The sequence below is a fragment of the Sphingobium sp. Leaf26 genome, from assembly GCF_001421665.1.
In the GTDB taxonomy this organism is placed as follows: Bacteria; Pseudomonadota; Alphaproteobacteria; order Sphingomonadales; family Sphingomonadaceae; genus Sphingobium.
In genome coordinates this window covers 23,278-48,349 of the sequence record NZ_LMKV01000031.1, presented here as the reverse complement: position 1 = coordinate 48,349, position 25,072 = coordinate 23,278, and the positions used below count along the sequence as shown (strand labels likewise).

The window sequence follows — 25,072 nt, the reverse complement described above, 5'->3', positions numbered from 1 at the left end:
GCACGCGGCCAGGATAGTGCAAGGCTAATGCAATGGAGAACGTTCTGATTCAGCATCCGCGCCGATGGGCGAAAGCCGACCCCGATCGACCAGCGGTCGTCTATCCGTCGCTGGGGATGACGTTGTCCTATGGCGAGCTGGATGCGCGCGCCAATCGCTGCGCGCATCTGCTGCGGGCAAGAGGACTCCGGCGCGGCGATCATTTCGCGCTGCTGGTGGAAAATGTCCCGGTCTTTCACGAGCTGGTCTGGGCGGGCCATAATGCAGGCCTTTATTATACCGCGATCAGCTGGCGCTTTCATGTGGATGAAATCGCCTTCATCATCGCGGATTGCGGCGCACGGCTGGTCTTCCATACAACAAAACAGGCCGGGTTGGTCGATGAGTTGAAAGTCCGCTTGCCCGACCTCTGCTTCATCGACGTAAGCGATGGCAGCTATGCGGCGCGTTTTCCCGCTACGCCGATCCCTGACGAAAGCCGGGGATCGGACATGCTATACAGTTCCGGATCGACCGGCCGGCCCAAGGGGATCAAGCAGCATCTGCCCGACGATGGCATAGATGGCCCCTCGAAGATGTTCGGCATCTATGCCGATCGCTATGGTTGGGGCGATGATATGGTCTATCTGATGCCCTGTCCGCTCTATCATAGCGGGCCGATGCGCTTTGCCATGGCGATGCAGCAGATCGGCGCAACGCTGATCGTGATGGAGGCGTTCGAGGCGGAAGGCGCGCTGCTACTGGTCGACCAGTATCGCGTGACGCATGCCCATTGGGTGCCGACCATGCTGGTCCGATTGCTGAAACTGCCGGCGGAGGTGAAGGCGGGTTATGATCTCTCCTCCGTCCGCACCATCGTCCATGGCGCCGCGCCGATCGCACCCGACGTCAAGCGTGCGGCGATCGACTGGTTCGGTCCGATCCTGGAGGAAAGCTATGGCGGGACGGAGGGCAATGGGCTGACCATGATCGGATCGGCCGACTGGCTGGCCCATCCCGGATCGGTGGGCCGGTCCTTTCTGGGTGCGATCCACATCCTTGATGATGAAGGCTTTGAGGTACCCACCGGACAGGTCGGTACGGTCTGGTTTTCGGGCGGCCCCGGCTTTGCTTATCATCAAGACCCGGACCGGACTGCGGAGGCCCATGACGCCAGTGGGCGCAGCACGTTGGGCGACATCGGCTATGTCGATGCGGAGGGCTATCTTTACCTTACCGACCGGCGCAGCAACATGGCGATATCGGGCGGGGTCAACATCTTCCCGCAGGAGGCGGAGAACCGCCTGATCTCTCACCCGGCGGTGGCGGACGCGAGTGTATTCGCTGTGCCGGACGAGGATATGGGCGAGGTGCTGCATGCGGTGGTCCAGCCGCTTGACCCTGCGACTGATGCGGATGCGCTGGCGACCGAATTGTCAGGCTGGTGCCGCGCCGCCCTCGCGACGATCAAATGCCCGCGCAGTTGGGAGTTTCGTGCCCAGTTGCCGCGCCACGACACCGGAAAAATCTATGCGCGCCATCTCAAGGACGAATGGCTGGCGCGCCATCGCAAGACAGGAGCATGATATGGCAGGCGTCTGGTTCGACGAATTGACGATAGGGCAGCGGTTCGAACATCCGATCCGCCGCACGGTGACGGAAACGGACAATGTCCTCTTCACCGCGATGACGCATAATCCTGCGCTGCTGCATCTGGACGAGGAATATATGAAGGGCACCGAATTTGGCGCCCGTATCGTCAATTCGGCTTTCACCCTGGGCCTGATGGTCGGCATTTCGGTGGGTGATACGACGCTGGGCACGGCCGTCGCCAATCTGGGCTGGGACGAGGTGCGTTTTCCCAAGCCGCTTTTTCATGGCGACACCGTCCATGTCGTGAGCGAAGTGATCAACCTGCGCGATTCCCGGTCGCGGCCCGAAGCGGGCATCGTCACCTTCCTGCATCAGGCGTTCAACCAGCATGGCGACCTTGTGGCTTCGTGCAAGCGGTCGGGCCTGCAACGGCGTAATCCGGGGCGGAGGCCAGCGGCATGAGCGACGCCCTGCCGCTGCGGTCCTGGTTGTTCATTCCGGGGGACAGCGAGAAGAAGATGGCAAAGGTCGCCGACTGCGGCGCCGATGCCGTCATCCTCGATCTGGAGGATGCGGTCAGCCCGGACAACAAGCCGCTCGCCCGTCGCCTGATCCCGGATTTTCTGCGTACGACGCCGCGGGGCCGGCGCAAGGCGCAATATTGGGTGCGGGTCAATCCGTTCGACTCCGGGCTGACGCTCGATGATCTGGCCGCGATCATGCCCGGCGCGCCGGACGGCATCATGCAACCCAAGACCAATGACCCGGACGATGTGCGGCGCCTGTCCCACTATCTCGACGCGCTGGAGGCGGCGCATGGGATCGAACGGGGATCGGTGAAGATCCTGCCCGTCGCCACCGAAACCGCGATCGCGCCCTTCACGCTGGGCCAGTTCGCCAGCGCCGGGCTGGAGCGGCTGGCGGGTCTGACATGGGGGGCGGAGGATCTGTCGGCTGCGTTGGGCGCCAGCACCAATGTCGATACCAGCGGGCACTGGGCCTTCACCTATCAGATGGCGCGCTCGCTTTGCCTGCTCGCGGCGCATGCGTCGGGCGTGCAGGCGATCGATACGCTGTACGTCGATTTTCGGGACGAGGACGGGTTGCGCGCAGCCTGCCGAGCGGCGCGGGCGGAAGGCTTTACCGGCCGCATCGCCATCCACCCGGCGCAGGTGGCCGGGATCAACGACAGCTTCATGCCGTCAGCCGATGAAGTCGCCCATGCCCGCCGGGTGATCGACGCCTTCGCGGCCAGCCCCGGCGCTGGTACAGTCGGGCTGGATGGCAAGATGATCGACATCCCGCACCAGAAACAGGCGCAGCGGGTGTTGGCGCAGGCGGCGGCGTTCAGGGCGCGCGCCTGATCGTCACGCGCTGGCGCTGTCCTGCCTGAAGCGGGCAACCTGCCGCAGCACGTCGTCGGCATGTTCGCGGCGACAGATCAGCAGGTCGGGCAGATACACATCCGCCTGATTATAGACCAGCGGCGATCCGTCGATGCGCGAACAATGCAGGCCATGGGCGCGGGCGACCGCAACCGGGGCCATGCTGTCCCATTCATATTGGCCACCGCTATGCAGGTAGATGTCGGCCTGCCCCAGGATGATCGCCATCGCTTTTGCGCCGGCGGACCCCATCGGCACCAGTTCCGCGTCGATCGCCTGCGCAACAGCCAGGGCCTCGGCGGCGGGGCGGGTGCGGCTGACGACCATGCGCAGCTTTTCCGGCGCGGGCGGGACGGTGCGGACCTGATCGGTGCGCAGCACGACGCCGCCATCCAGGCCCGGCAACGCGACCGCGCCGATGCTGGGGATGCCGTCGATGGCAAGGCCGACATGCACGGCCCAGTCGGTCCGTTCCTCACCATATTCGCGCGTGCCGTCCACCGGGTCGACGATCCATACGCGGCTTTTGCCCAGCCGCTCCGCATTGTCCTTTTCTTCCTCCGACAACAGGCCGTCGTCGGGCCGCTGTTCGCGCAGGGCGTGGCAGAGGAACTGGTTGGCGGTCTGGTCGCCCGCCTTGCCCAGCGCCCTGGGGCTGAACAGGGCGGAGGCGCGGACGTCGAGCAGCAGGCGTCCCGCTATCTGCGCCAGGTGGGCGGCCAGCGTGGCGTCGGCTACAGCCCTTTCAGACGGTGCATCGCTCATGGGATCAGCCGAGCGATGATCGCATCGGCGGCTTGCTCCGCCGTCATGACCGCCGTGTCGACGCGGATTTCGGGGTCTTCCGGCGCTTCATAGGGGCTGTCGATGCCGGTGAAGTTCTTGAGCTGGCCCGACCGCGCCTTCTTGTAGAGGCCCTTGACGTCGCGCGCTTCTGCATCGGCCAGCGTGGTGTCGATATGCACCTCGATGAACTCGCCCGGCTGCATCATCTGTCGCACCATGTCGCGTTCGGCGCGGAAGGGGGAGATGAAGGCGGTGATGACGATCAGGCCCGCATCGGTCATCAGCTTCGCCACTTCGCCCACCCGGCGGATATTTTCCACCCGGTCGGCGTCGGTAAATCCCAGATCCTTGTTCAGGCCATGGCGGACATTGTCGCCATCCAGCAGGAAGGTATGGCGGTTCATGCGCGCCAGCTTCTTTTCCACCAGATTGGCGATGGTCGACTTGCCGGCACCCGACAGGCCTGTGAACCACAGCACGGCCGGCTTCTGGTTCTTCAGGCCGGCATGGAAATCGCGGCTGATGTCGGTCGCCTGCCAATGGACATTCTGCGCGCGACGCAGGCTGAAATGCAGCATCCCCGCCGCCACCGTCGCATTGGTCAGCTTGTCGATCAGGATGAAGCCGCCCAGCGTGCGATTGGTCGCATAGGGCTCGAACACGATCTGCTTGTCGGTCGACAGATTGGCGACGCCGATGGCATTGAGTTCCAGCGTCTTGGCCGCCAGATGCGAACCCGAACCTCCGGCATCGTTGACGTTGACCTGATATTTGGGCTGCTGGATCGTCGCCGTCACCATCTGGGTGCCGATCTTGAGCCAGTAGGAGCGACCCGGCAGCATTTCCTCGTCTGCCATCCACACGATCGTCGCCTCGAACTGGTCGGCGGCCTGGGGCGGATTGTCCGACGCCGCGATCACATCCCCGCGCGAGCAGTCGACCTCATCGGCGAAGCAGAGCGTGACCGACTGGCCGGCGACGGCTTCGTCCAGGTCGCCATTGAGCGTTACGATGCGGGTGATCGTGCTGGTCTTGCCCGAAGGCAGGACGCGGATAGCGTCGCCCGGCTTGACCGATCCGGTCGCGATCTGGCCGGAAAAGCCGCGGAAATCCAGATTGGGGCGATTGACCCACTGCACGGCCATGCGGAACGGCTTGTCCGCGTCGGCCGCGCTGTTGACCTCGACCGTTTCGAGATGCTCGATCAGCGCAGGCCCCTTGTACCAGGGCGTGTTGGCGCTGGGGCCGGTGATATTGTCGCCCTTGAAGCCGGAGATCGGCATCGGGGTGAACGCCGTGATGCCGATTGATCGGGCAAATGCGGCATAGTCGGCGACGATCTTGTCGAACACGGCCTGATCATAACCGACCAGATCCATCTTGTTCACCGCCAGCACGATGTTGCGGATGCCGATCAGGTGGGTGAGATAGGAGTGGCGACGGGTCTGGGTGAGAATACCCTTGCGCGCGTCGATCAGAATGACGGCCAGGTCCGCGGTCGACGCGCCGGTCACCATGTTACGGGTATATTGTTCGTGGCCGGGCGTGTCGGCGACGATGAACTTGCGCTTCTCCGTAGCGAAGAAGCGATAGGCGACGTCGATGGTGATGCCCTGTTCACGCTCGGCGGCGAGACCGTCGACCAGCAGTGCGAAGTCGATCTCCTGCCCCTGCGTCCCGACCTTCTTGCTGTCGGCCTCCAGCGCGGCCAGTTGATCTTCGAAGATCATCTTGCTGTCGTAAAGCAGGCGACCGATCAGCGTAGACTTGCCGTCATCCACCGATCCGCAGGTGATGAAACGCAGCATCGTCTTATGCTCATGCACCTTGAGATACTGGTCGATATCCTGCGCGATGAGGGCGTCGGTCTTGTAGATGGGGTCGGTCATATGTTCATCCCGTCATCCCAGCGAAGGCCGGGATCGCGTTGATCTTGAGCGAAGGTTCCGTCCGGAGGCCTGAAATCCCAGCCTTTGCCGGGATGACGGCCTTTGGTCAGAAATAGCCTTCCTGCTTTTTCTTCTCCATGCCGGCGCCGCCTGCATCCTTGTCGATGGCGCGGCCCTGACGCTCGGACGTGGTGGTCAGCAGCGTTTCCTGGATCACGTCCGGCAGCGTCCTGGCGGTGCTTTCGACCGCGCCGGTCAGCGGATAGCAGCCCAAGGTGCGGAAGCGAATCGAACGCATCACCGGCTCTTCGCCCGGTTGCAGCGGGAAGCGATCGTCATCGACCATCAGCAGCATGCCGTCGCGCTCCACGGTCGGGCGTTCGTCCGCGAAATAGAGCGGCACGATCGGCACATCGTTCAGATGGATATATTGCCAGATATCCAGCTCGGTCCAGTTGCTGATCGGGAAGACGCGGATGCTTTCGCCCTTGTTCTTCCGGGCGTTATAGAGATTCCACAATTCGGGTCGCTGGTTCTTGGGATCCCAGCCATGCGACGCGGTGCGGAAGGAGAAGATGCGCTCCTTCGCCCGGCTCTTTTCCTCGTCGCGGCGCGCGCCGCCGAAGGCCGCGTCGAAGCCGTGGAGGTTGAGCGCCTGCTTCAACCCTTCGGTCTTCCACATGTCGGTGTGGAGAGGGCCGTGGTCGAACGGATTGATGCCGCGCTCGGCCGCTTCGGGATTCTGGTAGACCAGCAATTCCATGCCGCTTTCCCGCGCCATCCGGTCGCGCAGCTTGTACATTTCCTGGAACTTCCAGGTCGTGTCGACATGCAGCAGCGGGAAGGGCGGGGGCGAGGGATAGAAGGCCTTGCGCGCCAGATGCAGCATCACGGCGCTGTCCTTGCCCACCGAATAGAGCATGACCGGCTTTTCGGCCTCGGCCACCACTTCCCGCAGGATGTGGATGCTTTCGGCTTCCAGCCGCTCCAAATGAGTCAGGGTCTTTGCGTCCACCATCATTCCTCGCAATCTTCTTGCGTGCCCTATTGCCACCGGGCAACAATCATTGGACCTCCCATATGGGAGGCTATAGGCTGCTGTCCATGCGATTGGACGATTCCGGCCTGCTGGCCAGCCTGCATGACGGCCTGTTCCAGCAACCCCTCTGGCATGATTTTCTGGAACGGCTGCGGGGCAGGCTACAGGTTTCTTATGCCAGCCTGATCTTCCATCCACCCCATGAGAGCGCCTTGGTTGAACTGCATGTCGGCCTAGGAAAGTCGTTGAATCTAGAGAAGATTTTTGCCCGGCACGCAACAGGCGAATATGTGCCGCAGCGGCTCATGCGGGAGGGGCGGGTCTATGCCCTGGGCGAGTTAATCGGAACGGACGACAGTGCACTTCGGGCTTGGCGCGACGAAGAACTTCTACCTGTGGGCATAGAAGATTTGCGGGCCGTCCGGGTCATGGAAGCGAGTGGCGTCAACGCATGGCTCTGTTGTGGGGGCAAGTCCTTGTCATCCTCGGTCGCGTCGCTGCTGACGACGCTGGCGCCGCATCTGCGGATCGCGATGCGCTGCTTCGTGGCGCTGGAACGGGAAAGGCTGCGGTCGAGCCTGGCGTCGGAAGCCTTTGGCCGGCTGAATTTCGGCTGGCTGACGCTGGACGCGCAATGCCGCATCCTCGACATGACGACACATGTCGACCAACTGTTCCAGCGCAACGGCCTGTTGCGGCGCGGACGCTATGACCGGCTGACACCGGCGTTGCCGGAACTGGACCGGGAACTGACGGTGCTGATCAAAAGGTTCGCGCAGGATGCCGATGCGCGACCGCATGCGATCAACCTCAGCCGCGACCCACGCATGGACATGCTGGTCGCGCCGTTCCGGGGCGGATCGGTTGCGGCGGGCAATGCGCCGGTGGCGATCGTCTATCTGAGCGGCGACCGATCGTCGCAGGCGGATCGGTGCGAACAACTGGTCGAACTGTTCGGCCTGCTGCCGAGTGAGGCGCGGCTGGCCTGGGAGATCGCACAGGGCATCCCGATCGCCGAGGCCGCCGCCAACCTGAAGCTGACGGTCGAGACGGCGCGCAACTATTCCAAGAAAATCTATGCGAAGATGGGCGCGCGGGGTCAGGCAGAACTGGTGCGGATCATCCTGAGCAGCGTGCTGGCGATCGCCTGAGCGGAGGCGATTGCGACAGCGAGTTGGACAGGTGTTTGCGGTTGCCGTGATGAGGGTGGTTGTTTAACATAATCCTTATTATCGAACTTTTAGGTCGGGCAGATCAGACCCAGCCATTCGGACAGACGATGCAATTCCCTGTCCAGTGCGTCTTGCGTCTCGGGCGGTGCGCCGGGTTCCAGATGGCGGGATTGCACCAGCAGACGTCCGGCCTTGCGATCCGCCTTGAGATCGGCCCGCGCGACGATGCGGTCGCCGAGCAGGAACGGCAGGTCGTAATAGCCATGGGTGCGCCGGTCGGCCGGCGTATAGATGCCGATGCGGTAATGGAAATCGAACAGCCGCAGCGTGCGCGATCGTTCCCAGATCAGCGGGTCGAACGGCGACAGCAGCGCTTGCGCATGAACGCGCCGGGGCGTGGCGGCGTCGCGGTGCAGATAGGCGGCCTGGGCCTGCCCCTCGATCCGGGCGGGGATCAGGACGGCCTGCTCCTGCAATGTGTCGATGGCGGCACGCGCATCGTCCGGTTGCAGCCGGAAATAGTCGCGCAGTTCGGTGGCCGTCGCAATCCCCAAGGCCCTGGCCGACCGCTCGACCAGCGCTGTCCGGGCATCATGTGGCGATGGCGTCGGTTGCGCCAGAATGGCAGCGGGAAGAACTCGTTCAGGCAGGTCGTAGAGCCGTTCAAAGCCACCGCGCCGCGTCGCCGTGGTGACATGGCCGGCCCAGAACAGCCATTCCAGCATCTGCTTGGCAGCCCCCCACTCCCACCAGCCGCTGCGGCTGCGGCCCCCGTCGAAATCGGCGGCGGCGAGCGGCCCTTCGGCGCGGATGCGGTCGAGCAGAGCCATGGCATCCGCCCGACGCTCGCCCGCAAAGACCCGTAGCCCCTTCCACCCGGCCTCCCCCCGGTCGGCGCGGTCCATGCGCCAGCGCAGCAGCGGATGCAGATCGAGCGGGAGCAGCGAGGCTTCATGCGCCCAATATTCGAACAGGCGCCGGTCGCGCGGACGGCCCCAGGCGGCGCTGTCGAGCCAGTCGCGATCATAGCCGCCCAGCCGCGAAAAGGCCGGCATATAATGGGCGCGGGCGAGGATGTTGACGCTGTCGATCTGATGCAGGCCGAGCCGTTCGGTGACCTTGCGCAGATGCAGCCTGGTCGGGGTCGCCGGACGCGGGCGGCCGAACCCCTGGGCAGCGAGCGCGATCCGGCGCGCGTCGGCGATGGAGAGGCTGAGGGTCATGCGCGATAGCTACGCCAGACGGCGCGTCATGGGAATGGACCCGATCCGTGGCCGGGATCAGCCGCTTGTGCTGCGCCGAACCACCAGCCGCGCCGGCAATGTGCCGGGCGGCAACGGCTGATCCTCCACCTGTGCGACCAGCGTGTCGACCAGCAATTGCCCTGCCCCCTTCATGTCCTGCATGATGGTGGTCAGCGGCGGCGTGGTCAGACTGGCAGCGGGGATGTCGTCGAAGCCGACGATGGCGACATCGCCCGGCACGGTGAGGCCCGCCTCCGCCAGCGCGCGCATCGCCCCGATGGCGATCAGGTCGCTGGCGGCAAAGATCGCGTCGAACGGCACGCCCCGCCCGATCAGCGTCATGGTGGCGGCATGGCCGGCATCCTCCGCCGTCAGCGCATCGACCTGCAACGCCGGGTCTGGCGCTATACCCTGCGCCGCCATCGCATCGCACAGGCCGGCATAGCGATCGGCAAATTCGGGATAATGTTCGTCGGCCTGACCCAGAAAAGCGATGCGGCGGCGGCCCAGGTCCAGCAGATGATCGCCCGCCAGTCGGCCCGCCCCGACATTGTCCGACCCCACCGTCGGACCGATCGTGTCCGCGCCCACCGACCCCCAGCGCACGAAATATGTGCCGGCGCCGACCAGTTCTGTAAGCCGCCGCTGGTAGAGCGTGTAGTCGCCATAGCCGAGCAGGATGAGTCCGTCGGCACGATGGCTGTCCTGATAGCGGACATGCCAGTCATCCTCCATCTTCTGAAAGGAAATGAGCAAATCCAGCCCGCGTGCGCCGCATTGGCGGGTGATCGCTCCCAGCATGGCGAGGAAGAAGGGGTTGATGTTCGATTCGTCCGGGGTCGGGTCTTCGAAGAACAGCAAGGCGATGGTGTTGGACCGCTGCGACCGGAGCGAGGAGGCGTTCTTGTCGACCGAATAATTGAGGTCGCGGGCGATCGCCTCGATCCGCTCGCGCGTGGCGCGGCTGACCGATCGCGATCCACGCAGCGCGCGGCTGACCGTGGGCTGCGAGACGCCGGCCAGATAGGCGATGTCGAAGCTGGTCGGCTTGTTGCCGGGCGGACGCCCCATCTTCCCTCTCCCGGCGCGAAGGACCGATGCGCCACAGCCATGGTAGATGGCCCATGAAAACAAGGCAATTGCGGGCTTTGCGACAAGGGCCAGCGTGACAATCCGGTCACAGCCCATGGCATCGCATAATATGCGCATACGTATGCCTGCTGGCGGGGTGGATCGAACGCGGCCTATGCAGGACGAACCCGCAGGGACATGGCACTGTAAAGCCATGCCGGCGGCGAGGGTTTCCAGCACCGGCGAACAGGGTCTGTCCGGTGTCTTTGGGGGAGAGGATAAAGTGGCTCAACATCATAACCGCGTCCATTTGCTGGGCGCTTCGCTTCTGGCCATCATGGCTGCGGCCACGGCCAGCCCCGCATTCGCGCAGGACGCCCCGCAAGCCGACGCCGCCCCGCAGGACGGCGGCAGCGACACGATCATCGTCACCGGCTTCCGCGCCGCGCTGCAAAGCGCCGTCAATGTGAAGAAGAATGCCGCGCAGATCGTGGAATCGGTGTCGGCCGAGGATATCGGCAAGCTGCCCGATGCGTCGATCGGCGAATCCATCGCCCGCCTGCCCGGCCTGACCTCCCAGCGCCTGTTCGGCCGCGCCAATTCGATCGCGATCCGCGGCGCGAGCGCGGACCTCTCCTCGACCACGCTCAACGGCCGGCCGCAGACATCGACCGGCGAACAGCGCAATGTCGAGTTCGATCAATATCCGTCCGAAGTCGTCAGCCGCGTCGATGTGTTCAAATCGCCACAGGCCAACCTTATCAACCAGGGTCTGGCCGGCACCGTCGATATCCGCACCATCCGCCCGCTCGACTATGGCAAGGAATTGTTTTCGGTCGGCGCGCGCGGCGTCTATACCGACCTGGGCAAAGTGAATGCCGACAGCAAGGACAAGGGCTATCGCCTGACCGGCACCTATGTCGGCCAGTTTGCCGGCGACCGGATCGGCGTGTCGCTGTCCGCCGCCTATAATGACGAACCCTATCAGTCGAAAGAGTTCGAGGCCTGGGGCTATGCCGACGGTCCGGATGGCGACAAGGTGATCGGCGGCATCAAGCCGTTCGGCGTGTCCACCCAGTTGAAGCGTCTGGGCATCCAGGGCGCAGTGCAGGTACAGGCGACCGACACGCTGCTGCTGACCTTCGACGGCTTCTATGGCGACTTCAAGGAAAAGCAGATCAAGCGCGGCGTCGAATTCCCGCTCTACTGGAGCGGCGCGACATTGGTGCCCGCCAGCATCGGCACCGATGGCGACTTCATCAACAAGGGCACGTTCACGGGCGTCGAGGCGGTGGTCAACAACCATGGCTATGAACGCAAGTCGAAGATCTTCTCCGGCGGCTTCAACGCCAAATATAGCGGCGACGATGGCTGGTCGGCCAGCTTCGACTTCGGCTATTCGCGCACCGACCGCAACGAGTTGTCGCTCGAATCCAACGCCGGCACCGACTACGGCCCCGGCAATGGCGCGACCGATACGCTGGATTTCGTCAGCGACGGCAAGGGCACGCATTTCACCAGTCACCAACTGGACTATGGCGATCCCAATCTGATGGTGCTGACCGATCCGCTCGGCTGGGGCGGCGGCGCGCCGCTCGGCCACCAGGAAGGCTATTATAACAACCGCATCATCGACGATGAGATCAAAAGCTATCAGGTCGAATTCGGCAAGGAGATCGAGGGCAGCTTCCTGTCGAAGATCACCGCGGGCCTGGGCTATGTCGATCGCACCAAGGCGAAGACGCCGGAAGAATATGTGCTGAACCTGGCGAACGGCGCTACGTCGCTGGTGCTGCCGGAACAATATCGTCTGGCCGCGACGGACCTCAGCTTCATCGGCGTCGGTCCGATCCTGTCCTATGATCCGTTCAAGCTGCTGAGCGACGGGGTCTACATCAAGACGCTGAACCCCAGCAAGGATGTGCCGGCCAAGGCCTATTCGGTGACCGAGCGGGTGATGTCGGCCTATCTGATGGCCAACATCAAATCCGATGTCGGGTCCGCCGAGCTGAGCGGCAATTTCGGCGTGCTGGCGCAGAATACCGAACAGAAGTCGCGCGGCTTCGTCAATCTGGCGGCGGCTTCTCTGGTGCCGACGACGCGGGGCGACACGTATTGGGATGTGCTGCCAAGCATGAACCTGTCGCTGCGCTTCCCCAGCGACTTCATCGTCCGTCTGGCCGCCGCCCGCGAAATCCAGCGGCCCCGGTTCGAGGATATGAAGGTCAGCCTGGACTATGGCTATAATACCGCCAGCGGCGTCATCACCGGCACCGGCGGCAACCCCACCCTGCGCCCCTATCGCGCCTGGGCGGCGGACCTCAATTTCGAGAAATATTTCGGGACCAAGGGCTATGTGAGCCTCCAACTCTTCGCCAAGAAGCTGGAAAGCTATGTCTATCGGGAAACGGCCGCGTTCGATTATAGCGGCTTGCCGGTCGTGCTGCCGCCGGGCGTCACCGATCCCGATGGCACGCTGACCCGTCCGGTCAACGGCAAGGGCGGCAAGCTATACGGCTTTGAGGTTGCCGGCACGGTGCCGTTCGACATCATCACTCCTGCACTGGACGGTTTTGGCCTGACCGGCGGCGTGGGCTATACCAAGACCAGCATCAAGCCGGGCGTGGGCGCGGCGTCCGAAGACCTCCCCGACTATTCGCGCTGGGTCGCCAACGGCACGCTCTTCTTCGAGAAATGGGGCTTCAACGCCCGCGCTTCGGCCCGTTACCGGTCCGCCTTCGTCGGGCAGTTCGTGGGCTTCGGCGGCGAGCGGGAATTGCGCCGGGCGCTGGCGGAAACCATCGTCGATGCCCAGGTCGGCTATGATTTCCAGAAGGGCAGCGCGCTGGAAGGGCTGGCGATCTTCGTGCAGGGCCAGAATCTGACCGACGAACCGTTCGTGTCGGTGGACACCGGCGCGTCGATCCAGATCCGCAACTATCAAAGCTATGGCCGCCGCTTCATGGCGGGCTTCAACTACCGCTTCTGATGTGTAGAGTGGCCCGGCGGCCATGCGTCGCCGGGCCTTCACAGGTTCATATTATAGGGATGCCCCTCATGGGACGAACGGCCACGACTTTCCTCGTGACGGCCGCCGGGATGGCTGCGGCCCTGATCGGTGCGACTGGTGCGCAGGCGGATACGCTGTCCGATTTGCGCGCCCGTGGCCCGGAGCAGGAGATCGTCTATTTCGTACTGCCGGACCGATTCGCCAATGGTGATCCGAAGAATGACCGTGGCGGCCTGAAGGGCGGCCCGCTTCAGACCGGATACGACCCGACCTCCCGCGCTTTCTATCATGGCGGCGACCTGAAAGGGCTGACCGCGAAGCTGGACTATATCCAGGGGCTGGGCGCGACCGCGATCTGGCTGGCCCCGGTGTTCAAGAACAAGCCGGTGCAGGGCGCCAAGGGGCAGGAAAGCGCGGGCTATCACGGTTATTGGGTGACGGACTTCACCACCGTCGATCCGCATTTCGGCACGGATGCCGACTTCAAGGCGCTGGTCGATGCGGCGCATAAGCGTGGCATGAAAGTCTATATGGACATCATCGCCAACCATACGGCCGATGTGATCCAGTATCGGGAAAGCCCCACCAGTGCGGCGCCCTATCGCAGCACGGCCGACTATCCCTGGTCACGCCGGGGGGGCGCGGCGGGCCAGCCGATCAATCGAGGCTTCGCCGGCGACCGCGACGACAGCACCGCCAACTGGGCCAGGCTGACCGACCCGTCCTTCGCCTATACGCCGGTCGTGCCCAAGGGCGAGAAGGCGGTCAAAGTCCCTGCGTGGCTCAATGATTCCATCTACTATCACAATCGCGGCGACACCGACTGGAAGGGCGAAAGTGCGCAATATGGCGATTTCGTCGGCCTTGACGACATCGCCACCGAGGACCCGCGCGTCGTGGCCGGCTTCATCGCCATCTATAAGGGCTGGATCGACCGGTTCGGCATCGATGGGTATCGCATCGACACCGCCAAGCACGTGGATGCGGCGTTCTGGCGCGCCTTCATCCCCGCGATCCGCGCCCATGCAGCGGCGAAGGGCATCCCCCATTTCCATATCTTCGGCGAAGTCGCCACCGACGCCTATGACCCGGCGTTGCTGGCAAGCTGGACGCGCAACGCCGGCTTCCCCGCCGTGCTGGACTTCGCCTTCATGCGCGCCGCCGTCGATGCGGCCAGCGGCAAGAGCGATACCGAGATGCTCGCGCGCCTGGGCGATGACGACGCGCTGTATGAAGGCGGCAAGGCGGCGGCGCTGCAACTGCCGACCTTCCTTGGCAATCATGATGCAGGTCGATTTGCCTTCTTCCTGCGTCAAGCGCAGCCCGGCATGAACGCCCAAGAGGAACTGGCGCGCGCGATATTGGGCCATGCGATGCTGCTGACGCTGCGCGGCGTGCCGACGCTCTATTATGGCGACGAGCAGGGATTTGCCGGCATCGGCAACGACCAGCAGGCGCGGCAGGACATGTTCGCGTCAAGGGTGGCCGAATATAATGCGGATCGATTGGTCGGAACGAGCGCGACCACCGCGACCGACAGTTTCAACCCTGACCATCCACTCTACCGTGCGATCGCGGCTCTGGCGAAGGTCCGCCGCGATACGCCGGCCTTGTCGCGCGGCGCGACCTTATTGCGCGTCGGTTCCGACAAGCCCGGCCTGTTCGCCGTATCGCGCATCGACCCCGATACCCGCCGCGAAGTGCTGGTCGCGTTCAACACATCGGCCGCGCCGCTGTCGGGCCATATCGCGGTCGATCCGGCGAGCGGCGGCTTTACGTCGCTGGCCGGCGCCTGCCCGACTGCCCAGCAAGCGCCGGGCAGCCTTGCCCTCTCCCTCCCCGCCTTCGGCTATGCCATATGCGCCGCCAAACCCTGAAAACGGAAACGCCTTCATGACGCTTGCGACGACATCGACCGATCAACCCTGGTGGAAGGGGGCGGTGATCTACCAAATCTATCCGCGCAGCTTTCAGGACAGCAATGGCGACGGCATCGGCGACCTGAACGGCATCACCCAGCGGCTGGAGCATATCGCCCGGCTCGGCGCGGACGCGATCTGGATTTCGCCCTTCTTCACCTCCCCGATGCGGGATTTCGGCTATGATATTGCCGATTATTGCGATGTGGATCCGATCTTCGGCACGCTCGGCGATTTCGACGCATTGGTCGCCCGCGCCCATGATCTTGGCCTCAAGGTCACGATCGATCAGGTTTACGCCCATAGCTCCGACCTGCACGACTGGTTCAGGCAAAGCCGCGCCAGCCGGACCGGCGACAAGGCCGACTGGTTCGTCTGGGCCGATCCGAAGGCGGATGGCACCCCGCCCAACAACTGGCAGTCGGTCTTCGGCGGGCCGGCCTGGACATGGGACGGACGCCGCCGCCAATATTATATGCACCAGTTTCTGAGCAGCCAGCCCCAGCTTAACGTGCATAACCCGGCGGTGCAGGATGCGCTGCTGGGGGCCATGCGCTTCTGGCTGGATCGCGGCGTCGACGGCTTCCGCCTCGACGCGCTCAACCATTCGATGCACGACCCGCTGCTGCGCGACAATCCGCCCGCGCCAGACACCGGCAAGCCGCGCACCCGCTCCTTCGATTATCAGATCAAACAATATAGCCAGTCCCACCCCGGCGTGGTCGACTTCATCAAACGCATCCGCACATTATGCGACGAATATGGTGCGATCTTCACCGTGGCCGAAGTCGGCGGCGACCTCTCCGAAACGGAGATGAAGGCCTATACGGCGGGCGAAAGCCACCTCAACAGCGCCTATGGCTTCAACTTCCTCTATGCCGACAAGCTGACGCCGGCGCTGGTCGCCGAAACGGTCGCGCGCTGGCCGGACGAACCGGGCCTTGGCTGGCCAAGCTGGGCGTTCGAGAATCATGACGCCCCGCGCGCGGTGTCGCGCTGGTGCGCGCCCGACGATCGCCCCGCCTTCGGCCGGCTGAAGGCGATATTGCTGGTGGCGCTGCGCGGCAACGCCATTCTTTATCAGGGCGAAGAACTGGGCGTCACCCAGGTCGATATCCCTTTCGAGCGTCTGCAAGACCCCGAAGCCATCGCCAACTGGCCGCTGACCCTGTCACGCGACGGCGCGCGCACGCCGCTGCCCTGGGCGGCGAGCGCGGCGCAGGCGGGCTTTAGCGCCGCAGAACCGTGGCTGCCGGTGGGTGACGACAATCTCGCCCGCGCCGTCGACGCGCAGGAAGCCGACGCGGCGTCCCTGCTCAACCACACGCGCGCCATGCTGGCCCTGCGCAAGGGGAACCCGGCGCTGCGCCATGGCAGTCTGGAGATACTGGTCGCGGACGACCAGCGCCTGCTCTTCCGCCGACAAGCCGATGGCCAGTCGCTGCTCTGCCTGTTCAACCTGTCGGGTGAACCGGCCGCATGGCCCACGGAGATCGCGCCGACCAACACGCTGCTCGCCGCCATCAATGGCGCTACGCCGGGCACGCTGCCGCCCTTCGGCGCGCTGGTGATCGAGGAATAGGACAACAGAAAATGCCCTCCGTCCGCGCGGCGCGTACGGAGGGCAAGGGCCTTTCCAATCCGGTCTTTGAGGCCGGTCTCCCCCGCTCCCGGACCGGGCTGCACACCGGTCCGGGGGCTTTTTCGTTTAGCGCGGCGCCATGCGGATCGCGCCATCCAATCGGATGACGTCGCCGTTCAGCATCGGATTACGCACGATGCTTTCCACCAGTTGCGCATATTCGGCGGGCTTGCCCAGACGACTGGGATGCGGCACCTGCGCGCCAAGGGCGTCCTGCACATTCTGTGGAAATGCCTCCAGCATCGGCGTCAGGAAGATGCCCGGCGCGATGGTCATCACGCGGATCTTGTGCTGGGCAAGGTCACGGGCGATCGGCAGGGTCATGCCGACGACGCCGCCCTTGGATGCGCTGTAGGCGGCCTGGCCGATCTGCCCGTCATAGGCCGCGACCGAGGCGGTGTTGACGATCACGCCGCGTTCGCCATCCACCTCGTCCGCCGCCGCGAGCCGGGCGGAGAATTTGGCAATGACGTTGAAGCTGCCGATCAGGTTGACCGTCACCGTCCTGGCGAAGGTGTCGAGCGGGTGCGGCGCATTTTCCTTGCCCACGGTCTTTACCGCCGGGGCGATGCCCGCGCAGTTGACGAGGATGCGGGCGACGCCATGCGCTGCTTCCGCCGCGTCCAGCCCTGCCGCGACGCTGGCGTCGTCGGCAACGTTGACAGCGACATAGACACCACCCAGCGCCTGCGCCGTCGCCTGTCCAGCCTCCTCATTCAGGTCGAAGATCGCGACCTTCGCCCCTTGCTGCGCCAGCATCGTGGCGGTCGCCTTGCCCAGGCCGGATGCGCCGCCGGTGACGATCGCCGCTACGCCGTTGATGTCCATTTCATTCCTCTCCGTTCAGATCAGTTCGACGGCCATGGCGGTGGCTTCGCCGCCGCCGATGCACAGGCTCGCCACCCCGCGCTTCAGGCCGCGCGTCTCCAGCGCGGCGATCAGCGTCGCCAGGATGCGCGCGCCCGACGCGCCGATCGGATGACCGAGCGCGGTCGCGCCGCCATTGACGTTGATCCGGTCGTCCGGGATGCCCAGTTCCTTGGCGGCGATCATGGCGACCACGGCAAAGGCTTCGTTGACTTCGAACAGGTCGACGTCGGCGACCGACCAGCCGGCCTTGTCCAGCACCTTGCGCATGGCGGGGACGGGCGCGGTGGTGAATTTGGACGGCTCATGCGCATGGCCGGCGGTCGCGACGACCTTCGCCACGGTCTTGAGGCCCAGCTTCGCCGCCACGCTGGCACGGGTCATGACCAGAGCCGCCGCACCATCCGAAATGGAGGAGGCATTGGCGGCGGTGATGGTGCCGTCCTTGACGAAGGCGGGTTTGAGCACGGGAATCTTGTCGGGCCTGGCCTTGCCCGGCTGTTCGTCGGTATCGACGATCATATCGCCGCCCCGGCCCTTCACCGTGACCGGCGTGATTTCGCGGGCGAAGGCGCCGCTGCCGATCGCAGCATTGGCGCGTTCGAGCGATCGGATCGCATAAGCGTCCTGATCCTCGCGCGTGAACTGATAGTCGCGCACCGCTTCCTCGGCGAAGACGCCCATCGCCTTGCCGGGTTCATAGGCGTCCTCCAGCCCGTCCATCATCATCGTGTCGATGATGCGGTCATGGCCGATGCGCGCGCCACTGCGATGCTTGGGCAGGGCATAGGGCGCGTTGGTCATGCTTTCCATGCCGCCGGCAATCACGATGTCGGCCGCGCCGGACGACAGCGCTTCATGCGCCATGATCGCGGCCTGCATGCCGGACCCGCACATCTTGTTGACGGTGGTGGCTTCGGTATTGAGGCCAAGGCCGGCGCCCAGAGCCGCCTGTCGCGCGGGCGCCTGCCCCAGACCGGCCGGCAGGACGCAGCCCATATAGATGCGGTCGATGGCGTCGCTCGCCACGCCCGCACGCTCGACGGCGGCCTTGACGGCGGCGGCGCCCAACTCGGTGGCCTTGAGCGGCGAAAATATGCCCTGGAACCCGCCCATCGGCGTGCGGGCATAGCTGGCGATGACGACCGGATCGTCCTGCATAATCTCTCTCCTGAAATAGCGACGTTAAAGGCTGCGCGCGATCACCATGCGCTGAATGTCAGACGTGCCTTCGTAAATCTGGCAGACGCGCACGTCGCGATAGATTTTGGCCACGCCATATTCCTCCAGATAGCCATAGCCGCCCAGCGTCTGCATCGCGCCGGACACGATCGCCTCGGCCGCTTCGGACGCGAACAGCTTCGCCATCGAGGCTTCGGACAGGCAGGGCAGGCCCGCATCCTTGGTCCGTGCGGCATGCAGGACGAGTTGCCGTGCCGCCTCCAGACGGGTGGCGAGGTCGGCGAGGCGGAAGCCCACCGCCTGATGGTCGATGATCGCCTTGCCGAAACTTTTGCGATCCTTGGCATAGGCGATGGCAATCTCCAGCGCGGCCTGCGCCATGCCGACGCACTGCGCGGCGATGCCGATGCGGCCGGTTTCGAGGTTGGCGAGTGCAATGCGATAGCCCTGCCCCGGCTGCCCGATCAGCAGGTCATCCTCCACGAACATGTCGTCGAAACGCAGCGCGCAGGTGTCGGACGCGCCCTGCCCCATCTTGTGCTCGACCTTGTCCACGCCATAGCCGGGCCGGTCGGTGGGCACGATGAAGGCGGACAGGCCTTTCTTGCCCGCCTCCGGGTCGGTAAGCGCGATGATCATCACCAGCCCGGCAATCTTGCCCGACGTGATGAACTGCTTTGCGCCGGTGATGCGCCAGCCGCCATCCACCTTGACCGCGCGCGTACGCACGGCCGAGGCATCGGAGCCGGCGTCGGCTTCGGTCAGGGCGAAGGCGCCTATGGTCCGCCCGCCGATCAGGTCGGGCAGGAAGCGGGCCTTTTGCTCGTCGCTGCCATCCTTGAGCAGGCCGGAGACGAGGATGCTGTTCTGGATCGAGACGATGGTGGAGAGCGCGCCGTCCGCCGCCGCGATCTCCATCAGCGCCAGAGCGTAAGAAACGGCATCGGCCTCCGCCCCGCCAAAGGCTTCGGGGGCGGTCATGCCCCACAGGCCAAGGCCGGCCATGTCCTCGAACAAGGCAGGCGGATAGCCACCTTCCGATTCGAAACGGGCGCTGTGCGGGCGGATGGTGTCCTGCGCGAAATCACGCACCGTGTCGCGGATGGCAGCCTGAATGTCCGTCAGCATATACTCACTCGTATTTTCTATACTTGCGAGTATATTGATTGTTCCGGCGTTTCTTGTCAATGCCCGGCAGGTCCAAGGAGCGCCCATTGTCCAAGTCCGTCGCCATCACGCCCGCCCCCGCGCCCACCTCGCCCTTTCGCAGCAAGGCTGAGCGGGAGCAGGATCGGGCGGAAAAGCGGGAGGCCGTGCTGCTGGCGGCGGTGCGCATGTTCAATGCGCGCGGCTATCATGCCGCCTCGCTGGACGATGTCGCCGCGAGCCTGGGCATCAGCAAGCCGACCATCTACCATTATCTGGGCAACAAGGAGCAGGTGCTGGTCGAATGCGTCAATCGCGGCCTGTCCATGCTGCGCGAAGCGGCGGAAGCGGCAGCCGGTGCGCCGGGCAGCGGCCATGACCGGCTGCGCGCCTTCCTGCTGCGCTATGCCTGCATCAATATGGACGATTTCGGCCGCTGCGTGATCCGCACCAATGAGGAAGTGCTGTCGATGGACAGCGCCACCCGCTTTCGTGCGCGCAAGCGGGAGATCGACGCGGCGGTGCGGGCCATGATCGCAGAGGGAATCGCCGACGGGTCGATCGCACCGGTGGACGTGCGATTCGCCTCCTTCGCGCTGGCGGGGGCGCTCAACTGGCCGGCGCGCTGGCACGATCCGGCCGGGCCATTGCGTCCGCAGGAGGTGGCCGAGAAGCTGGTCGATATCGCCTTGGGCGGTCTGACGCCGCGCGACTGACGCAGACATTCCTTTCGCAGCCACGACGTCTTTGCCCTTTCTGCATTGAAAGCCGCATGATGTCGGAGCATGCTTCGCCATGCCCGTCTGTGCGGTGATGGACGATGGCGGTCATCGCCGTGCCTTCGACCGATATTATCGATCAGACAGAGCAAGATTCCCGGTTTGGATCGGGCGGTGCGCGCTTCTACAAATATGCCGCAGGGAAATGACAGGAGAATAATCATGGATGCCAAGACCTCTGACCCGCTGGGCTGTCCGATGAAGGACCCGGCCGCGCGGCGCACGCTGCTGGGGCGAACCAATCGCGACTGGTGGCCCAATCAGCTCTCGCTGGACATCCTCCAGCAGAACGGCCTGTCGGGCAATCCGCTGGAGAAGGATTTCGATTATGCTGCGGCGTTCCAGTCGATCGACTATGACGCGCTGAAGGCCGATCTGACCGCACTGATGACCGACAGCCAGCCCTGGTGGCCGGCGGACTATGGCCATTATGGCCCCTTCTTCATCCGCATGGCCTGGCATAGCGCGGGCACCTATCGTACCGGAGACGGGCGCGGCGGCGCTTCGTCCGGATCGCAGCGCTTCGCCCCGCTCAATAGCTGGCCGGACAATGGCAATCTGGACAAGGCGCGCCGGCTGCTGTGGCCGATCAAGCAGAAATATGGCCAGAAGCTGAGCTGGGCCGACCTGATGATCCTGGCCGGCAATGTCGCGATCGAATCGATGGGCGGGCCGGTCTTCGGCTTCGGCGGCGGGCGTGCGGACGTGTTCGAGCCAGAGAAGGACATCTACTGGGGCACGGAAGAAAATTGGGTCGGTGACGAGGCCAATGAAACCCGTATCCAGCCGGACAAGGACATGGCGCTGGAAAGCCCGCTGGCCGCGATCCAGATGGGCCTGATCTATGTCAATCCCGAAGGGCCAGGCGGCAATCCCGACGCGCTCCAGTCGGGCCGCGACATTCGCGAAACCTTTGCGCGCATGGGCATGAACGACGAGGAGACGGCAGCGCTGACGGCCGGCGGCCATACGTTCGGCAAGGCGCATGGTGCGGGCGATGCGTCGCTGGTGGGTTCGGAACCCGAAGGCGCGGATATCGCGCAGCAGGGGCTGGGCTGGCAGAGCGGCCATGAAAGCGGCATGGGCGATCACACCATCACCAGCGGGATCGAGGGCGCCTGGACGCCGACGCCGATCAACTGGGACATGAGCTATTTCGACATGCTGCTGGACCATGAATATGAGCTGGTCCGCAGCCCGGCAGGCGCCAAGCAATGGCAACCGGTCGGCAATCCACAAGAGACGCTGGCGCCCAAGGCGCATGACGGCAGCGTCAAGGTGCCGACGATGATGACCACCGCCGACATGGCGATGAAGGTGGACCCGGCCTATCGCGCGGTAATGGAGAAGTTCCGGGCTGATCCAGCCTATTTCGCCGATGCCTTCGCCCGCGCCTGGTTCAAGCTGTGCCATCGCGACATGGGGCCGAAGGTGCGCTATCTCGGCCCCGAAGTCCCCGCCGAAGACCTGATCTGGCAGGACCCAATCCCTGCGCCGACCGGGCCGACGTTGGGCGAGGCGGACATCGCCGCGCTCAAGCAGAAGATTGCCGGGTCGGGCCTGTCGGTCGCCGATCTGGTCAGGACCGCCTGGGCCTCTGCCGTCACCTATCGTGGGTCGGACCATCGCGGCGGCGCGAATGGCGGTCGTCTGCGCCTGGCCCCGCAGAAGGACTGGGACGTCAACGAGCCGGCCGAACTGGCTCGGGTTCTGGCCGTCTATGAGGGGATTGCAAGCGACAGCGGCGCATCGGTTGCCGACCTGATCGTGCTGGGCGGCAATGTCGGCATCGAGCAGGCGGCGAAGGCGGCGGGCCATGACGTGACCGTCCCCTTCACGCCGGGCCGCACCGATGCGTCGCAGGACCAGACCGATGTGGAGGGCTTTGCGGTGCTGGAGCCGAAGGCGGACGGCTTCCGCAACTATCTCCAGACGCGCTACAATGTGCCGACCGAGGAATTGCTGGTCGACCGGGCGCAGTTGCTGGGCCTGTCCGCGCCGGAAATGACGGTGCTGGTCGGGGGCTTGCGTGTGCTGGGCGCCAATCATGGCGGATCGCCGCACGGCGTCTTCACGGATCGTGTCGGGCAATTGACCAACGACTTTTTCGTCAACCTGCTCGACATGAACACCGCCTGGAAGCAGGTGGATGACAAGAGCGATGAAACGTTCGTCGGCACTGACCGGGCCAGCAATGAAGAGCGGTGGACGGCGACCCGCACGGACCTCGCCTTCGGCTCCAATTCGCAACTGCGTGCCTTGTCGGAAGTCTATGCCTCGTCGGATGCGGGCGGGAAGTTCGTCCGCGACTTCGTAGCCGCCTGGACCAAGGTGATGGATGCTGACCGCTATGATCTGAAGGCGTAGGATAACAAGTTGAAAAGCGGGCGGCGATCGGCCCGATCGCCGCCCGCTTTTCTATAATATCGAACGAATGGGCGCATTTTATGTCTATGCGCTGAATGAAAAAACTGGACTAGACCTTGTTTCAGCCCGGACGATCCGGCCGATACCCAGCGAGGAGCCTTCCCATGAGCCAGTTCATCACCACCACCGACGGCGTCGACATCTTCTACAAGGATTGGGGCAGCAAGGATGCCCAGCCGATCATGTTCCACCATGGCTGGCCGCTGTCGTCGGACGACTGGGATGCGCAGATGCTGTTCTTCCTGTCGAAGGGCTATCGCGTCATCGCCCATGACCGGCGCGGCCATGGCCGTTCGGCGCAGGTCGATTTCGGCCATGACATGGCCCATTATGCTGCCGACGCCGCTGCGGTCGCCGAGCATCTGGACCTCAAGAACGCCATCCATATCGGCCATTCGACCGGTGGCGGCGAAGTGGCCGCCTATGTCGCCCGCCATGGCCTGCCGCAGGGCCGCGTCGCCAAGGCTGTGCTGGTGAGCGCGGTGCCGCCGATCATGCTGAAGACCGACCGCTATCCGGGCGGCCTGCCGATGGATATGTTTGACGGGCTGCGCGCCGGCCTCGCCGCCAATCGCGCCCAGTTCTTCCGCGATGTCGCCAGCGGTCCCTTTTACGGCTTCAACCGCGATGGCGCCGACGTAAAGCCTGCCGTGATCGACAATTGGGTGCGGCAGGGCCTGAACGGCAGCGCGCTGGCCCATTATGAAGGGATCAAGGCTTTCTCGGAAACCGACCAGACCGACGATCTGAAGGCGATCACGGTGCCGACCCTGGTGCTGCATGGCGATGACGATCAGGTCGTGCCATACAAAAATGCCGGTGTGTTGCAGGCGGAATTGCTGCCCGATGCCACGCTGAAAATCTATGAAGGCTATCCGCACGGTATGCTGACGGTGAATGCCGAAGTGCTGAATGCCGATATCCTGGCCTTCATCCAGGGCTGAAAATAAACCTGGCCGGACGGCAGGGTGACGGATCAGACGTCGCTCATGCCGTCCGGCTCCACATCGTCCCGGCCCAGACCGACAAACTGGTCGAGCAGCCAACTCGCGGCTGGTCCGGGCGGCGTATCGCGGCGCCAGATGCCGGAAAAGCGATAGGTGCCGCCATGATGGTCGGGCATGACCAGCCGTACCAGCGTGCCCGCGACCAGATCCCCCTCGATCATCGGCAGCGGCATATTGCCCCAGCCGATGCCTTCGCGCAGCAACGCATGTTTCGCGCCCAGATCGGCGAGGCGCCATGTCTTGGGGCTGCTCACCGAATAATCCTGCCCTTCGGTGAAGCGCGACCGGTCGGTCAGCACCAGTTGCGTATAGTTGCGCCCCGCCCCCGGCGCGATCGCATCCATGCGGCCCAGCGGATGGTCAGGCGCGGCGACCGGCACCATCGGCACCAGCCCGGCGGCCATGCTTTCGATCCCTTCGACGCCGGCGGACAGCGGCCCGGAAATACCGATCACCGCCGCCCGATCCAGCACCATCGCGGTGATCGCGCCCAGCGCTTCGGCATGGAGGCGCAATTGCACGGTCGGGAAAGCCTGCGAAAAGGCGCGTAGCACCTTTCCCAGCCGATCGGCCGGCAACATGACGTCGACCGCCAGATCGACCTCCGCCTCCAGCCCGTCGAGCAGCCCCTTCACCTTCGCGCGTAACCCGTCCAGGCCATGGGAAATGCTGCGCGCCTCCGCCAGCAGGGCGCGACCGGCGACGGTCAGCACGGGCTTGCGCGTCCCTTCCCGGTCGAAGAGGGACAGGCCGAGCTGCGCCTCCAGATTGGATATGCCATAGCTGATCACCGACACGGCGCGGTTGAGCCTGCGCCCGGCGGCGGCGAAGCTGCCCGTATCCACGATCGCCAGGAAGATGCGCAACTGGTCGAAGGTCGGTGTGCCGGGATTATTCACTATTCCATTTCCTCGAACATAAGGATCGGTTTTATC

General features: G+C 64.4%; 19 protein-coding genes. 10 read left to right on the top strand and 9 right to left on the bottom strand.

Translation table 11 applies throughout. The annotated features are described in order from the left end of the window. The first annotated feature begins 32 nt into the window (after window positions 1-32). Genes ASE85_RS19810 through ASE85_RS19800 form a run of 3 tightly spaced genes read left to right on the top strand, consistent with a single transcriptional unit; the run spans window position 33 to window position 2,936 of the window. Window positions 33-1,565: an AMP-binding protein gene (locus ASE85_RS19810; protein WP_056692808.1), complete on the top strand. Its 1,533-nt coding sequence runs from the start codon at window positions 33-35 to the stop codon at window positions 1,563-1,565. Window position 1,566: 1 nt separating this feature from the next. Next, the gene (locus ASE85_RS19805) at window positions 1,567-2,034 is read left to right on the top strand and encodes a MaoC family dehydratase (protein WP_056692805.1); all 468 of its coding nucleotides are present in this window, start codon (window positions 1,567-1,569) and stop codon (window positions 2,032-2,034) included. After that, a complete protein-coding gene (locus ASE85_RS19800; RefSeq protein ID WP_056692800.1) occupies window positions 2,031-2,936 on the top strand; it encodes an HpcH/HpaI aldolase/citrate lyase family protein in 906 nt (301 codons plus the stop codon). The genes ASE85_RS19805 and ASE85_RS19800 overlap by 4 nt, the downstream gene beginning before the upstream one ends. A 3-nt stretch (window positions 2,937-2,939) precedes the next feature. Here ASE85_RS19800 and ASE85_RS19795 read toward each other — a convergent pair whose 3' ends face one another. From ASE85_RS19795 to cysD, 3 genes are all read right to left on the bottom strand, one after another. After that, window positions 2,940-3,722 (bottom strand): 3'(2'),5'-bisphosphate nucleotidase CysQ, encoded by a 783-nt coding sequence (locus ASE85_RS19795; protein WP_056692797.1) that lies wholly within the window; start codon window positions 3,720-3,722, stop codon window positions 2,940-2,942. Then, window positions 3,719-5,632: a sulfate adenylyltransferase subunit CysN gene (gene cysN / locus ASE85_RS19790; RefSeq protein ID WP_056692794.1), complete on the bottom strand. Its 1,914-nt coding sequence runs from the start codon at window positions 5,630-5,632 to the stop codon at window positions 3,719-3,721. Before cysN ends, ASE85_RS19795 begins: the two co-directional genes overlap by 4 nt. A gap of 106 nt (window positions 5,633-5,738) precedes the next feature. Further along, complete coding sequence (gene cysD / locus ASE85_RS19785; RefSeq protein WP_056693140.1) at window positions 5,739-6,650, bottom strand: sulfate adenylyltransferase subunit CysD; 912 nt, start codon at window positions 6,648-6,650, stop codon at window positions 5,739-5,741. 86 nt (window positions 6,651-6,736) lie between these two features. Here cysD and ASE85_RS19780 point away from each other — a divergent pair, with 86 nt between their 5' ends. Next, window positions 6,737-7,822, top strand: coding sequence for a helix-turn-helix transcriptional regulator (locus ASE85_RS19780; protein WP_056693139.1), 1,086 nt, complete (start codon window positions 6,737-6,739; stop codon window positions 7,820-7,822). 89 nt (window positions 7,823-7,911) lie between these two features. On the opposite strand, the gene ASE85_RS19775 is transcribed toward ASE85_RS19780, so the two are convergent. Together ASE85_RS19775 and ASE85_RS19770 are read right to left on the bottom strand one after the other, a co-directional pair. Further along, entirely contained in the window at window positions 7,912-9,066 is a 1,155-nt protein-coding gene (locus ASE85_RS19775; protein WP_056692792.1) for a winged helix-turn-helix domain-containing protein, read from the bottom strand. A 57-nt stretch (window positions 9,067-9,123) separates the two neighbouring features. After that, on the bottom strand, window positions 9,124-10,158 hold the full coding sequence (locus tag ASE85_RS19770) for a LacI family DNA-binding transcriptional regulator (RefSeq protein ID WP_056692789.1): 1,035 nt from the start codon (window positions 10,156-10,158) through the stop codon (window positions 9,124-9,126). Between the two features lie 337 nt (window positions 10,159-10,495). Here ASE85_RS19770 and ASE85_RS19765 point away from each other — a divergent pair, with 337 nt between their 5' ends. From ASE85_RS19765 to ASE85_RS19755, 3 genes are all read left to right on the top strand, one after another. Then, complete coding sequence (locus tag ASE85_RS19765) at window positions 10,496-13,147, top strand: TonB-dependent receptor (protein ID WP_443018555.1); 2,652 nt, start codon at window positions 10,496-10,498, stop codon at window positions 13,145-13,147. A 68-nt stretch (window positions 13,148-13,215) separates the two neighbouring features. Beyond that, window positions 13,216-15,045: an alpha-amylase family glycosyl hydrolase gene (locus ASE85_RS19760; protein WP_156358433.1), complete on the top strand. Its 1,830-nt coding sequence runs from the start codon at window positions 13,216-13,218 to the stop codon at window positions 15,043-15,045. 16 nt (window positions 15,046-15,061) lie between these two features. Further along, window positions 15,062-16,669: an alpha-glucosidase family protein gene (locus tag ASE85_RS19755; protein WP_056692782.1), complete on the top strand. Its 1,608-nt coding sequence runs from the start codon at window positions 15,062-15,064 to the stop codon at window positions 16,667-16,669. A gap of 126 nt (window positions 16,670-16,795) precedes the next feature. Here the strand turns inward: ASE85_RS19755 and ASE85_RS19750 are convergent, their stop codons facing one another. The 3 genes from ASE85_RS19750 to ASE85_RS19740 are packed head-to-tail and all read right to left on the bottom strand — an operon-like array spanning window position 16,796 to window position 19,906. Then, entirely contained in the window at window positions 16,796-17,557 is a 762-nt protein-coding gene (locus ASE85_RS19750; protein WP_056692778.1) for an SDR family NAD(P)-dependent oxidoreductase, read from the bottom strand. Window positions 17,558-17,572: 15 nt separating this feature from the next. Beyond that, entirely contained in the window at window positions 17,573-18,757 is a 1,185-nt protein-coding gene (locus ASE85_RS19745) for an acetyl-CoA C-acyltransferase (RefSeq protein ID WP_056692774.1), read from the bottom strand. A 24-nt stretch (window positions 18,758-18,781) separates the two neighbouring features. Further along, the gene (locus ASE85_RS19740) at window positions 18,782-19,906 is read right to left on the bottom strand and encodes an acyl-CoA dehydrogenase family protein (RefSeq protein WP_056692772.1); all 1,125 of its coding nucleotides are present in this window, start codon (window positions 19,904-19,906) and stop codon (window positions 18,782-18,784) included. An 86-nt stretch (window positions 19,907-19,992) separates the two neighbouring features. On the opposite strand from ASE85_RS19740, the gene ASE85_RS19735 reads away from it, so the two are divergent. From ASE85_RS19735 to ASE85_RS19725, 3 genes are all read left to right on the top strand, one after another. After that, window positions 19,993-20,640, top strand: a complete 648-nt coding sequence (locus tag ASE85_RS19735) for a TetR/AcrR family transcriptional regulator (RefSeq protein ID WP_235523626.1) — start codon at window positions 19,993-19,995, stop codon at window positions 20,638-20,640. A gap of 225 nt (window positions 20,641-20,865) precedes the next feature. Next, window positions 20,866-23,070, top strand: coding sequence for a catalase/peroxidase HPI (katG, locus tag ASE85_RS19730; RefSeq protein ID WP_056692764.1), 2,205 nt, complete (start codon window positions 20,866-20,868; stop codon window positions 23,068-23,070). A 164-nt stretch (window positions 23,071-23,234) separates the two neighbouring features. Further along, entirely contained in the window at window positions 23,235-24,074 is an 840-nt protein-coding gene (locus ASE85_RS19725) for an alpha/beta fold hydrolase (protein WP_056692761.1), read from the top strand. A 32-nt stretch (window positions 24,075-24,106) separates the two neighbouring features. Here the strand turns inward: ASE85_RS19725 and ASE85_RS19720 are convergent, their stop codons facing one another. Further along, window positions 24,107-25,036 (bottom strand): LysR family transcriptional regulator, encoded by a 930-nt coding sequence (locus tag ASE85_RS19720; RefSeq protein WP_056692759.1) that lies wholly within the window; start codon window positions 25,034-25,036, stop codon window positions 24,107-24,109. Window positions 25,037-25,072: the final 36 nt, after the last annotated feature.